13 protein-coding genes are annotated in these 12684 nt (G+C 72.6%); 2 read left to right on the top strand and 11 right to left on the bottom strand.

Features of this window, described 5'->3' with window-relative positions; genetic code table 11:
- Positions 1-22: 22 nt before the first annotated feature.
- Positions 23-1912 carry an alkyl/aryl-sulfatase gene (locus H9652_RS12100; protein ID WP_191796477.1) on the bottom strand — a complete coding sequence of 630 codons (1890 nt, stop codon included), beginning with the start codon at positions 1910-1912 and terminating at the stop codon, positions 23-25.
- 198 nt (positions 1913-2110) lie between these two features.
- Between H9652_RS12100 and H9652_RS12095 the strand changes: the two genes are divergently transcribed.
- Positions 2111-3883 (top strand): SulP family inorganic anion transporter, encoded by a 1773-nt coding sequence (locus tag H9652_RS12095; protein ID WP_191796476.1) that lies wholly within the window; start codon positions 2111-2113, stop codon positions 3881-3883.
- Between the two features lie 9 nt (positions 3884-3892).
- On the opposite strand, the gene surE is transcribed toward H9652_RS12095, so the two are convergent.
- Positions 3893-4651, bottom strand: coding sequence for a 5'/3'-nucleotidase SurE (gene surE / locus H9652_RS12090; protein ID WP_191796475.1), 759 nt, complete (start codon positions 4649-4651; stop codon positions 3893-3895).
- Between the two features lie 25 nt (positions 4652-4676).
- Positions 4677-5618: a 1-phosphofructokinase family hexose kinase gene (locus tag H9652_RS12085; protein ID WP_191796474.1), complete on the bottom strand. Its 942-nt coding sequence runs from the start codon at positions 5616-5618 to the stop codon at positions 4677-4679.
- A 107-nt stretch (positions 5619-5725) separates the two neighbouring features.
- Between H9652_RS12085 and H9652_RS12080 the strand changes: the two genes are divergently transcribed.
- Positions 5726-6223 carry a GNAT family N-acetyltransferase gene (locus H9652_RS12080; RefSeq protein ID WP_318244142.1) on the top strand — a complete coding sequence of 166 codons (498 nt, stop codon included), beginning with the start codon at positions 5726-5728 and terminating at the stop codon, positions 6221-6223.
- A 95-nt stretch (positions 6224-6318) separates the two neighbouring features.
- Here H9652_RS12080 and H9652_RS12075 read toward each other — a convergent pair whose 3' ends face one another.
- The 8 genes from H9652_RS12075 to H9652_RS12040 form a co-directional block, all read right to left on the bottom strand.
- Positions 6319-7158, bottom strand: a complete 840-nt coding sequence (locus H9652_RS12075; RefSeq protein ID WP_191796473.1) for an ABC transporter permease — start codon at positions 7156-7158, stop codon at positions 6319-6321.
- The gene (locus H9652_RS12070) at positions 7155-7979 is read right to left on the bottom strand and encodes an ABC transporter ATP-binding protein (protein ID WP_191796472.1); all 825 of its coding nucleotides are present in this window, start codon (positions 7977-7979) and stop codon (positions 7155-7157) included. Before H9652_RS12070 ends, H9652_RS12075 begins: the two co-directional genes overlap by 4 nt.
- Positions 7980-8069: 90 nt before the next feature.
- On the bottom strand, positions 8070-8918 hold the full coding sequence (locus H9652_RS12065) for a DUF4097 family beta strand repeat-containing protein (RefSeq protein WP_191796471.1): 849 nt from the start codon (positions 8916-8918) through the stop codon (positions 8070-8072).
- 77 nt (positions 8919-8995) lie between these two features.
- On the bottom strand, positions 8996-9508 hold the full coding sequence (locus H9652_RS12060) for a ribbon-helix-helix protein, CopG family (RefSeq protein WP_191796470.1): 513 nt from the start codon (positions 9506-9508) through the stop codon (positions 8996-8998).
- 123 nt (positions 9509-9631) lie between these two features.
- Positions 9632-10240 (bottom strand): potassium channel family protein, encoded by a 609-nt coding sequence (locus H9652_RS12055; RefSeq protein WP_318244141.1) that lies wholly within the window; start codon positions 10238-10240, stop codon positions 9632-9634.
- Between the two features lie 114 nt (positions 10241-10354).
- A complete protein-coding gene (locus H9652_RS12050; protein ID WP_191796469.1) occupies positions 10355-10690 on the bottom strand; it encodes a carboxymuconolactone decarboxylase family protein in 336 nt (111 codons plus the stop codon).
- 235 nt (positions 10691-10925) lie between these two features.
- A complete protein-coding gene (locus H9652_RS12045) occupies positions 10926-11747 on the bottom strand; it encodes an alpha/beta fold hydrolase (protein WP_191796468.1) in 822 nt (273 codons plus the stop codon).
- Position 11748: 1 nt separating this feature from the next.
- Positions 11749-12582, bottom strand: coding sequence for an alpha/beta hydrolase (locus tag H9652_RS12040; RefSeq protein ID WP_191796467.1), 834 nt, complete (start codon positions 12580-12582; stop codon positions 11749-11751).
- Between the last annotated feature and the right edge of the window lie 102 nt (positions 12583-12684).

Genomic DNA, 12684 nt, shown 5'->3' with positions numbered 1-12684 from the left:
CCCCCCACCACCCGTCCGACCGTCAGGGGGTGACGATCGCGAAGTCCCTGTCACCCGGGTCCAGGACGGCGGCAAGCCGGCCGAGCACGGAGGGATCGCCGCTGAGCTCGATGCCCGCCTGGGCGAGCGTGTCCGGTGTGACGTTCCCGCTGGCCAGGACCGGGAGGGCGCGCTTGGTCCCGGTGAGCGTGAGGTCCGCGGCGCCCTTCTGCGGGGCGGAGCTGTAGGTGAGCACCCCGTTGGCCAGGCGTAGGCGGTACCTGGTGTCGACGTCGGTCAGGGCGATGTCGATCGACAGCTTCTCGTCCCACGCCCGGGGCCCGTCGACCTGGACCGCGAGAGCGTCGAAGAGCATCTCCGGCGAGAGCTGCGCGACCATGTCGGGAGACACCGTGACGATGGGGGTCCCGAACGGGCCGTCGCGCAGCTCCGTCACCCCCGAGAGGTAGACGTTGCGCCACGTACCGTTCTCCGCCCCGTAGCCGAGCTGCTCGTACGCGTCGGCCAGCAGCTCGCGCGCCCCGGCGTGGTCGGGCTGGGCGAAGACGACGTGGTTCAGGATCTCCGCGACCCATCGGTAGTCGCCCTCGTCGAACGCGACCCGGGCCTTGGCGACCACGGCGTCCGCGCCGCCCCCGAGCGCGACGTAGCGCTTGCCCGCCTCGACCGGGGTGTGCCGCCACAGGCTCGACGGGTTCCCGTCGTACCAGCCCATGTACCGCTGGTAGATGGCCTTGACGTTGTGACTCACGGAGCCGTAGTAGCCGCGGGTGCTCCACGCGTTCTCGAGCGCCGGGGGCAGCGTGAGCACCTCGGCGATCTCGATCCCGGTCAGTCCCTGGTTGAGGAGCCTCAGGGTCTGGTCGTGGAGGTACGCGTAGAGGTCGCGCTGGATGCCCAGGTACTCGTGGATGCGTTCGTTGCCCCACGTGGGCCAGTGGTGGGACGCGAAGACGACCTCGAGGTCGTCTCCGAAGAGCTCGATCGACTCGGTGAGATAGCGCGCCCAGGCGTGGGGGTCGCGCACGACGGCGCCGCGCAGCGTCAGCAGGTTGTGCAGGTTGTGCGTCGCGTCCTCGGCAGCGCACAGGGCGCGGTGGTCCGGGAACCAGACGAGCATCTCGGACGGCGCCTCGGTGTCGGGGGCCATCTGGAAGACCATCCGGACGCCGTCGACGGTCTTCTCCTCGCCGGTCGTGGTGATGTCCACGGTCGGGGCGATGAGGGTGACGGTACCCGTCGACGTGGTCTGTCCGAGCCCTGCCCCGACCTGTCCCTGCGGTCCCCGCGCGAGCGCAGCGCCGTACATGTAGCCCGACCTGCGTCCCATGGCCGTGCCCGCGTAGACGTTCTCGGAGACGGCGTGCTCGGTGAACCCCTCGGGGGCGAGGACCGGGACACGCCCGGCGTCGACGTCCTCCTGGGTCGTGACCCCCTTGACCCCGCCGAAGTGGTCGACGTGCGAGTGGGTGTAGATGACCCCCGTGACGGGACGCTCCCCGCGGTGCTCGCGGTACAGCGCGAGCGCCGCCGCGGCCGTCTCCGTCGAGATGAGGGGGTCCAGCACGATCACGCCGGTTTCGCCCTCGATGAAGGTGACGTTGGAAAGGTCGAAGCCGCGCACCTGGTAGATGCCCTCGACGACCTCGAACAGCCCCTGGGTCGCGACGAGCCGCGACTGGCGCCACAGGCTCGGGTTGACCGTGTCCGGGGCCTCGCCCTGGAGGAAGTCGTAGGTGTCGTTGTCCCAGACGACGCGCCCGTCCGCGGCGGTCACCGCGGACGGTGTTCGTCGGCAGAGGAGGCCGCGGGAGACGTCGTCGAAGTCCTGGGTGTCGTGGAAGGGCAGGCTGTCTCGCAACACCTGCTGCTGCCGGACGATGGCGGGGGAAGCTGGCTTGGCTGGTGACATGTTGGCAGCATTACAGCCACTCACGGACTGCGCACCCGCAACGTGTGAGGTGGGTCTCGGCGGCAACACGAGCGGCAGGTGCGCCTCCGCGCCCGTCCCTCGGCGCGCCGTCGTCGCGGTCGTGTGGCAGCCTCGACGCGACGGAGGCGCACCTTCTCGTGCGTCGTGGGCGCGAGCACAGGCGCGGAGGTCACCGAGATGAGGGGTGGCCCTTTGCGGGCGGCGAAGGCCTGGTGGGCCGGCGTCCGCCCGGCTCCTGGGACGTTCTGGCGCTCGGCCGGGACAGGGGTCCCCGGGGCCGTCGGCGGCGTCCCGGACGGCATGGCGGCCGCGACGCTCGTGGGGGTCAACCCGATCCACGGCCTCTACGCGACGGCCGTCGGCCGGATCGCCGGCGGCCTGACGGTCGACTCCCAGCTCATGGTCGTCACGACCACGAGCGCCGCCGCGCTCGCTGCCGGGTCGGCGCTGGCCGGGATCGACGCGGACGACCGCGTCGGTGCCCTGATCCTCCTCACGACGCTCGCGGGCGCCGTGATGGTCGTCGCGGGACTCTCGGGACTGGGCCGACTGACCGGTTTCGTGTCGCACTCGGTCATGACCGGCTTCCTCACGGGGGTCTCGGTCAACATCCTGCTCGGGCAGCTCGACGCGCTCACGGGCAGCGAGCCGACGGCGTCGCTCGCGATCGGGCAGGCGTACCAGGTGCTGCGGTCCCCCGGCTCGTGGGACGTGCCGACGGTCGTCGTCGGCGCCGGGTCGATCCTCCTGCTGCTGGTCCTCGCCCGGACCCGGCTGGCGCCCTTCGCCGCGGTGGTCGCCCTCGTCGTGTCGTCTTTCGGCGTCTGGCTCGTCGGTGCGGGCTCGGTGGAGCTCGTGGGCGACGCGGGCGCGATACCCGTCGGCCTGCCCGTCCCCGCGGTCCCCGACCTCACGGTGTTCTCGCTGGACGTGGCCGTGGGAGCCTTCGCCGTCGCGGCGATCGTGCTCGTCCAGGGGGCGGGCGTCGCCGAGTCGGTCCCGAACCCGGGGCGGCGCGCGGACCCGGACCGGAACTTCGTCGGCCAGGGGGTGGCGAACCTCGCGGCGGGCTTCTTCCGAGGGATACCCGTCGGCGGGTCGGTGGGCCAGACGGCGGTCAGCACCGCCGCGGGAGCACGCGACCGATGGGCCGGGGTCATGTCGGGAGTGTGGGTGCTCGTCGTGCTCGTCCTGCTGTCGGGGCCGGTGGGGGCCGTCCCCTCGGCGACCCTCGCGGCCCTGCTCGCGGTCGCGTCGGTCGGGTCGATCCGTCTGTCCGCCATGGCCACGGCCTGGCACACGGGCAGCCAGTCCCAGGTGGCCATGGCGACGACGTTCCTCGCGACGTTGCTGCTGCCTGTCGCGGCCGCGGTCGGGATCGGCGCGGCCCTGTCGATCCTGCTCCAGGCCAACCGCGAGTCCCAGGACCTGCGCATCGTGCGGCTCGTCCCCGTCGAGGAGGGGCGCTATCGCGAGGAGCCAGCGCCCCGTCGCCTCGACGGCGGGACCGTCACGGTGCTCGACGTCTACGGCAGCCTGTTCTACGCGGGGGCCCGCTCGCTCGAGGCCACGCTCCCCGAGCCGGCCGACGCACGTGACGCCGTCGTCGTCCTGCGGCTGCGCGGGCGGGCGAGCCTCGGCGCGACGGCCTTCACCGTCCTGGCCCGCTACGCGGACCAGCTCGGCGACCACGGCGGGCGCCTCTACGTGAGCGGCGTGGACCCGGCGTTGGCGGCGAAGTTCGAGCAGGTCATCGACCTGCGGCTGCACGAACGCATCGAGGTCTTCCCTGCCCGGCCGGTGATCGGCGAGTCGACGGCCGACGCCGCACGGCACGCGCAGGCGTGGCTCGTGCACGGCGCGCAGGCCGTGCCGCCTCCCCCCGAGCAGAAGGGCAGCCCGCTCCGACGGCTCTGGGACCGGCTGTGGCACAGGGGGCAGCGCACCTGAGCGGGCGGTTCACGGCACGGGCAGCCCGGGCACCTCGAGGCTCACGTCGGCGTACGGCGCGAGCAGCAGCGTCACGGTCGCCCAGCCCCGCGTGAGGAGACCCGTGTCGGAGTCCGGCTCGGAGTGCCGCTCGGTCCCCGAGTACTGGAGCGTCAGGTTGCGGTCGTCGTTCTCGTGGATGCGCGCCTGGACCAGCCCGAAGCTCGCGAGCGGTGCCTGGCGCAGACCCCGGAGGTCCCCCGGGGCGCGGTCGGGGACGTTGACGTTCACGACCCGGCGGCCGAGCGGGGTGCGGCCCACCCACTCCACGACGTGGTCCGTCACGAGGCGCGCGGTCTCCCAGTGGCGGGGCTCGGAGGCGTCCATCGACACCGCGACCGACGCGATGCCGTGGGTCGTCGCGGACATCGCCGCGCCCACGGTCCCCGAGTGCAGGATCGCGTTGCCCGTGTTCGCGCCCTTGTTCACGCCCGACAGGACCAGGTCCGGCCTCGCGCCGAAGCCGCCGTACGCCGCGACGAAGGCGATGAGCGCGGGGGCGGCACGCACGGCGAGGGACGTCACGCCGTCGGGCAGGCCAGGGGCCCTGCGCGGCTCGACGACCAGGCGGCCGTCCTCCTCAGCCCCCAGCAGGGCTGCGCTCGCGCCCGAGGACTCGCGCGCGGGGGCCGCGACCACGACCTCGTACCCGGCGTCGAGCGCCGCCCCGGCGAGCACCGCCAGGCCCGGGGAGTCGATCCCGTCGTCGTTGGTGATGAGTGCGCGCATCATGGCCTCCTGTCGTCTTGTGCGGTCAGCGGGTCTCGCGCACCGTCACGCGGTGCGCGAAGCGCTCGATCTGGTCGCGGTGCCCCGTGCCCAGCCCGCGGCGGGTCACGTTGAGGGCTCCGGCTGCCGCGCCCAGGCGCACGGCGTCGGGCAGGTCCATGCCCCGCGCGAGCCCGACGGCGATCCCCGCCGTCATCGAGTCGCCCGCCCCGCGGTGGTCCACGGTCGTGACGGACGGGCTCTGCACGGTGTAGCTGCGCTCCCGCGTCACCAGGAGCGACGGCGCCTCGGCGCGCGAGACGATCACGGCACGCGGACCGGCGGCCACCATCTCGTCCGCCGCCGTGCGCAGCGACCGCTCGCCGTCGTCGGGCGCGAAGCCGCCCTCGACCATCTCCTCGTGGCTGATCTTCAGGACCGCGCCGGCCTCCTGGGCGACCGCGTGGGCCTCGGCCCCCGACAGGTCCGCGACGACCTGGCGCTCGGCCGCGTGCAGGTCCTTGGTCAGCCGGCCGAAGAAGTCCGGCGGGACGCCGACGGGCGTGCTGGACCCGGTGAGGATCGTGACCGCGGCGTCGAGCGCCGCGACGAGCACCGTGCCGTACAGGTCGTCGACCTCGTGCCGGTTCAGGGGGAAGGGCTCCATGGCCACGACCTCGGCGCGCTCACCGCTGCGCCGGTCGTGCACGAAGGCGCCGTTGGCCCCTGTCGAGGTCACCCGCAGGTCGAGGTTCTCGGCGCGGGCCAGGTGCGCGGCCACCGACCCGGTCTCCCCGCCGAACGGCCCGCACACGATCGCGTGGGCACCGAGCGAGTACGCCATGCGCGCGAGCCACAGCCCCTGCCCACCGGGGTGCACGTGGATCTCGGGCGACGTCTCGTGCGGCCCGGCGGGCTCGATCTCGATCGCGAGGAGAGGCGTGAGCGCGAGCACGCACACGGTCGGTTCGCGGGGGTCCGTCGTCATCGACCGAGCCTAGGTCGGGCGGTCGGCAGTCACCCGGCGAGGGGCGTCGCCCAGGTGTGCGGCTGGTCACACCCGGCCCCGCCCAGGGCGCGGATAGGCTCGGCAGCGTGAGCCCAGAGATCGAGGTCCGCACAGCGACGTCCGACGACTGGTCCGGGATCTGGCGTGTGCTCGAGCCTGCCTTCCGCGCGGGTGAGACCTACACCTACCCTCGCGACATCGGCGAGGCGGAGGCCCGCGCGGCGTGGACGGCCGCTCCGGGAGCCCGCCTGCTCGTCGCGGTGGGCACGGACGGGGTGGTCGGCACGGCGAAGTACCTGCCCAACCTTCCCGGCGCGGGCGCCCACGTCGCGAACGCGAGCTTCGTCGTCGGGCCGGGCAGCGGTGGTCGCGGCGTCGGACGCGCCCTCGCGAACGCGGTGCTCGACGGCGCCCGCGCCGAGGGCTACCTCGCGATGCAGTTCAACGCCGTCGTCGAGACCAACGAGCGCGCCGTGCGACTCTGGGAGTCCTTCGGGTTCGAGATCCTGGCGACCGTGCCCGAGGCGTTCCGGCACCCGACGGCCGGTCTCGTCGGGCTCCACATCATGTACCGCGACCTGTGAGTCCAGGCCGTCCGCCACGACGAGGGACCGCGAACGCCGAGGGCCTCCCGGGCAGGCCTCTGGAGCACGCCCGGCGATGCGGGGCGGCGTCCGTCTCAGACGCGACGCTCGCGACGGAAGAGCGCACGAGCCCAGACGTAGCCCGCGACGCCGATCACGACGGACCAGGCCACGGCCTGCACCGCGGTCGATCCCTCGAGCCCCGCTCCCCCTGCGAGCAGCCCGCGCACGGTGTCGATGATGGGCGTGAAGGGCTGGTGCTCGGCGAACCAGCGCACGGCCGTCGGCATGGTCTCGACGGGCACGAACCCGCTGCCCAGGAACGGCAGGAGCAGCAGGAGCATGGGCGTGTTGCTCGCGGTCTCGACGCTGCGGGCGCCCAGACCCATGGCGACGCACAGCCAGTTGAGGCAGATCCCGAGCAGGACGAACAGGCCCAGGAGGGCGAGCCAGTCGAGCGCGTCGGCCTCGGGACGGTAGCCCATGGCGATCGCGGCGCCCAGCACGAGGACCACGGCGATCATGGCCTGCACGGCGAACCCGAGGACGTGCCCCGAGAGGATGGACCCCGGCGAGATCGCCATGGTCTTGAACCGGGACATGATGCCGCTCGCGGCGTCCATCGCGGCGCTCACCGCGACCGACGTCGCTCCCCCGACGACGGTGATGACCAGGAGGGTCGGCGTGATGTAGTCCAGGTAGGCGGCCCGGCCGTCGGCGCCCGGCGTGATCCCGGGAGCCACACCGGCACCGAAGGCCCCGCCGAAGACGTAGACGAACAGCAGCAGCATGACCATCGGGCCGCCGACGATGAAGACCGTCAGGCCCGGGTAGCGCACGGCGCGCAGCAGGCTGCGGCGCAGCATGGTCAGGACGTCGGCGACCGGACGGGGCCGAGCCGTGGTGGTGGGGGCGGTGGTGGCGATGGCAGTCATCGGACGTTCTCCTTGTCTTGTGTCGGACCGGTGGCGGCAGCGGCGTCGGTGCCGGCCTCCTCCTCGGTGGGCGGTTCGGTCAGTGCGAGGAAGACCTCGTCGAGCGAGCCTGCGTCGTGCACGGACTTGAGCTCTGCGGGCGTGCCCTCGGCGACGATGCGGCCGCCGTGGAGGACCGCGACGGAGTCGGCGAGCCGGTCCGCCTCCTCGAGGTACTGCGTGGTGAGCAGGATCGTGGTGCCACCCTCGACGAGCGCACGCACCTCGTCCCACAGGGTGCGACGGCTGCGGGGGTCGAGACCCGTCGTCGGCTCGTCGAGGAAGACGACCGACGGCGTGCCGACGAGCGTCATCGCGAGGTCGAGCTTGCGCTTCATGCCGCCCGAGTAGGTGGCCACGGGCTTGCCCGCGGCCTCGGCGAGGCCGAACTGCTCGAGCAGCGCGGTCGCCCGACGGCGTCCGGCGGACTTCCCGAGGTGGTTCAGGTCGGCCATGAGCCGCAGGTTCTCGGTGCCGGTGAGCAGCTCGTCGACGGCCGTGATCTGGCCGGTCACGCCGATCGAGGCGCGGACGGCGTCCGGCTCACGGGCGATGTCGTGACCCGCGACGCGGATCGTGCCGGCGTCGGCGGCGAGCAGGGTCGACAGGACGCCCACGGTCGTGGTCTTGCCCGAGCCGTTGGGACCGAGCAGCGCGGTGATCGTCCCGGCCGGGACGACGAGGTCGACGCCGTCGAGCACGAGCTGGGTGCCGGACTTCGAGCGGTAGGACTTGCGCAGGCCGGCGACCTCGATCGCGGGTCCGCGGACTGTGGTGCTCATGAGCTTCTCCTTCGAGGGTGGTGGACGAGCGGGTGGAGCAGGGACGAGCGGTGAGAGCACTTCTGGTGGGGGCAGGGAGGAGAGGCGGCCTCAGGCGTGCGGGCGGCGCACGATCACGTCGCCGTAGCTGGTGCCTGCGCGGACCTCGACCGTCAGGTCGGACTCGCCGGGACCGGCCGCGTCCTGCAGGAGGTTGCGGACCTGGCCGTGCTGCGAGGTCGCGTCGAGCCAGGCGGCCGTGCCCTCGGGCACGCCGACCTCGATCGAGCCGTACGAGCTCTCGAGCTGGACGCGACCGTTCACGGCCTGCTCGACACGGATCCCGCCGTGCGCGCACCTGACGACCGTGTCGCCGTGGGACCGGTCGATCGAGATGTCCCCGTGCGCGCCGTTGACGCGCAGGCTCCCGGTGGTCCGCCCGATCTCGGTGGTGCCGTTGGGCACCTTGACGGTCGCGTCGCCGTCGAGCTCGCGGACGCGCAGGCCGCCCGCCGAGACCACGGCGTCGACGGTGCCGGAGACCCGGCCGACGCTGAGCGACCCGGCCGAGACCTTGATGTCGAGGCGGTCGACGTCGTCGAGCCGGGCGTTGCCGCCGTTGAGGTTGAGGTCGACGGTCCCGAGCCGGCCCTCCGCGTAGAGGGAGCCTGCCTTGCCGCGCAGGTCCGACCCGGCGGGAACCTCGATGGTGACCTTCGCGCCACCGGAGGCGAACGGCAGGACGTACTGCTTCCAGGCGTTGGGGTAGACGATCGCGATGGCGTCGCCGTCGCGCTCGACGCGGGTCTCCTCGGCGGCGCGGACCGAGCCGGACTTGCTCGGGTCGGCCGGGAGGACGGTCACGACGACGTCGTCCCGTTCGCCGGCGACGACGTACAGGTTGCCGAAGGGGACGTCGATGACGACCGGGACGGGCGTGGGGGCAGCGAAAGTGGGCATGACGGATCCTCCAGAGGGGTGAGCGTGTCCGCCCTGGGGTGGCGGGGCGCGGGGATGTGGTGGTGTCGGGTGGTGGGTCAGCGCACCCAGCCGGTCACGCGACCGGAGGTGCTCGTGGCCCGGGGAACCGGGCGGGAGGGGGCGGTGGGGGCGAGCGCGGCGGCGACCGCGCGCACGAGCCACGTGTTGACGGACATGCCCTCACGGGCTGCCGCTTCCTCGACCTGTGCCTTGAGCTGGTCGGGCAGGCGGAGCGTGGTGCGGGACGTGCTGACGTCGTCAGGGTCGAGCACCGCCGGGCGGGCGGGCTCGGCCGCCGGGGTGGCGTCGTCGTCGAAGGCCGAGGCGGGTGCGGGGGTCACGATGAACTCGGGGTCGCGGCCTCGCAGCCGGACGTCGACCGCACCCGGCGCGAGCTCGGCCGTGATCTCGCTGGCCGCGGTCGAGAGGGCTTCGAGCAGGACGAGCCGGACGGCGGCGTCGAGCGGGGCCGACAGACGGCCGGCGAGCTCACGCGCCTCGTCCCCGCCTGCGGCGGCTGCGGTGGCGAGCTGGTGCTGCAGCTCGTCGACGTATCTCGTAAGTTCCATGACGCCACTATGACACCATCCATGGTGTCATCGCAAGAGATATGGCGTCATCGATCTCAGAAAGTGGTGTCACAACGGCTTCTGCATGGCAAAGACGCAGGTCAGAGGCTTCCTCAACTGATGTCACGCCGCGTCGACACCAGGAACCTCACGCACCCGGCTCTTCTTGACGGCCCCCACGATGACCTGGATCCCCAGGCCGAGGACGACCAGGTCGAGCAGCACCTGCACCGCCACGAGCAGCCGCACGGCTTCGGAGCGAGGAGCGATGTCCCCGAACCCCACCGTCGCGAACGTCGTGATCGTGAAGTAGAGGGCGTCCGAGCGGCTCAGCGGCTCGCTGAACGTCGCCGGGTCGTGGAAGGCGATCATGAAGTAGGTGGCCGCGAACACGAGCAGGAAGAGCGGGACCGTCGTCGCCAGCGCCTGCGTCGCCCGGATGCCCGGGAACCTGGCGCGGACGATCGCACGGACCTCCCAGTACATCGTCGCCACGAGCACCAGCAGACCGACGAGGAGCCCGACGGTCAGGGACGACGGCGAGGGGCGGTCGAGCGGCAGCAGGTAGTAGAGCGCGACCAGCAGGATCGCGATCCCCCCGGCCCGGAGCAGCCCGAGGCTGATCAAGGTCCACCGGCGCCTCGTCGAGAGGTCGCTCATGCTCGCCGTCGGGGCGCCGGCCGGCTCGGCCGGACCTTTGCCGCCGCTCCCGTCGGATCCCTCTGCTGTCACGTCGCCCTCCTGGCGCCCCAGGTCACCGCGGCGGCCGGGCTTCCGCGCCCCACGGCGACCGGGTCGGCGGCTTCGGAGTCGCGCACCCCGTCGCCGGGCTCGGCAGTCACACGTCTACTCCTCGCTCTGCTCCGCGAGGTCGGCGACCGCGACCGCGATCTCGAAGGCGAGCGACTCGGCGATCCCGGCCGAGGCCGCGACCACCCGAGGCGTCCCGACGATCGGTGCGACCGCGGCGAGCACGCCGGCGACCTTGTCGGCGTCGACGCCGACCTCGCCTGCGGCCTCGAGGTTCATCAGGTACGACACCGGTGGCGCGTCGACCGCCACGAGGGCCGCGAGCCGGACGAGCATCACGGTCTCGAGGTCGAGGCTCGACGCCTCGACGGAGTCCGCGGTCATCTCCACCAGCAGGTCGAGCACGGGGGTGTCCTCGGTCGGTTCGCTCATGATGTTCCTCTCGGTGTCGTACCGCTCGCGGTGCTCGACCGAGCACCCCTCTCATTGAGCGCCTGGGACGTCAGGTGGCGCGTCACGCAGATCGGGTGATCCCCCTCGGTGCGAGGCATAGCCGGTGCCGGGCCCCGTCTCGCCGACGCCCGACGCACGACGCGCGAGCGCGACGGCGCCGTCGGGCAGGACGGCGGTGGTCCGGCGAGCGCCCCGGTTCGCCGGGGACGCGGGGTCAGGAGCCCAGGAACGCGAGCAGGTCCTCGTCGAACTCGGTCTCGTAGTCGCCGAACAGCCCGTGCGGGCGCCCCTCGTGCACGACGAGCGTCGCGTCCGGGAGCAGCTCGACCGTCCTGAGCGCGGAGGGCCCGATGGGCACCATCTGGTCGTCGTCGCCGTGCACGACGAGCACCGGGACGTCGATCGAGCGCAGGTCCGCGGTGAAGTCGGTCTCGGAGAACTGCTCGACGCAGTCGTAGGCGGCCTTGAGGCCGGCCTGCATCGACAGGCGCCAGAACTGGTCGCGCACACCCTGCGTCAGCGTCGAGCCGTCCCGGTTCCCGCCGTAGAACGCGACCGACAGGTCCTGGTAGAACTGCGACCGGTCGGCGAGGAGCCCGGCGCGGATCTGGTCCAACGCCTCGATCGGGACGCCGTCGGGGTTGTCCGGTGTGCGGAGCATGAGCGGTGGCACGGCCCCGAGCAGCACGGCCTTCGCGACACGGCCCGTGCCGTGCCGGCCCAGGTAGCGGGTCACCTCTCCCCCGCCCGTGGAGTGGCCGACGAGGACGACGTCGGTCAGGTCGAGGGCCTCGATGAGCGCGGCGAGGTCGTCCGCGTACGTGTCCATGTCGTTGCCGTCCCACGTCTGGGTCGAGCGGCCGTGCCCGCGCCGGTCGTGCGCGATCCCGCGGAAGCCGTGCGAGGCGACCAGGTTGAGCTGCCGGTCCCAGGCGTCGGCGTTCAGGGGCCAGCCGTGGCTGAAGACGACGGGCTGCCCGCTCCCCCAGTCCTTGTAGAAGATCCGGGTCTCGTCGGCGGTGGTGATGAACGGCATGTCAGATCCCCTGTTCCTTGAGCCACGTGAGGGTCGTGTCGGCGACCTCGGCCCAGCCGTGGTCGATGGTGAGCGAGTGCCCGCGGTCGGGGAACTCGTGGAGGTCGGTCACGGCGTCGGAGTGGCGCCGGTAGATCTTGGCCGAGGTCTTGGTGAGCGAGGCGGGCGCGGTGTGGTCCATGCCGCCCGCGACGAACAGCAGCGGACCGCGGTCGGCGTTCTTCGAGTCGACCTTCGCGGCCGAGTGCGGGAACAGGTTCGCCGCGGCGTCCTCGAAGAGGGGGCGCCCGGGCGAGGGGATGGTCCACCGCTCGTACAGCTCGGCGGCCTCCTCGTCGGACAGCTCGTTGGCGAAGCCGTAGCGGAACTCCTCGGGCGTCAGGGAGACCGAGCCCTTGTAGTGGGCGGGGTTCTTGAGCGCGACCGCCGCGACCTTGAGCGAGCTGGGCGGCAGCAGGATGTTGCCGCGCATGGGTGCGGGGTCGATCGCGATCCCCGCACGCGCGTGCCCCGCGGTGAGCAGGCGCTGGACGATCAGCCCGCCGAACGAGTGCCCGACGACGACGGCCTGGGCCGCCAGCCCGTCGAGGACCTCGACGTAGTGCGCGACGACCTCGTCGATCCCGTACCCGCCGACGGCGTCGGGGTTCGCCCGGGTCTCCTCGACGGTCGCGCCGTCGCCCGGCCAGCCGGGCGCGTGGGCGTCGTACCCGGCGGCGGCGTACCGCTCGACCCAGGGTGCCCAGGAGTCGGCGTGCAGCCACAGCCCGTGGACGAACACCACGGGGGTGGGGGTGGTTCCTTCGGGGGTCCGCGCGGTTCTTTCAGTGGTCATGGTCCAGCTCCTTGCCCGACGGCGCCGCGCACCGTCGAGCATCCGCTCGCCTCGCGTAGGGGTCCCGTCGTGATCGCACCGGATGGAGATCTCAGCGTGCGC

It is taken from the genome of Oerskovia rustica, from assembly GCF_014836555.1.
GTDB lineage: Bacteria > Actinomycetota > Actinomycetes > Actinomycetales > Cellulomonadaceae > Oerskovia > Oerskovia rustica.
The sequence above is the reverse complement of the archived record's forward strand: the minus strand, read 5'-3'. Positions and strand labels throughout refer to the sequence as shown.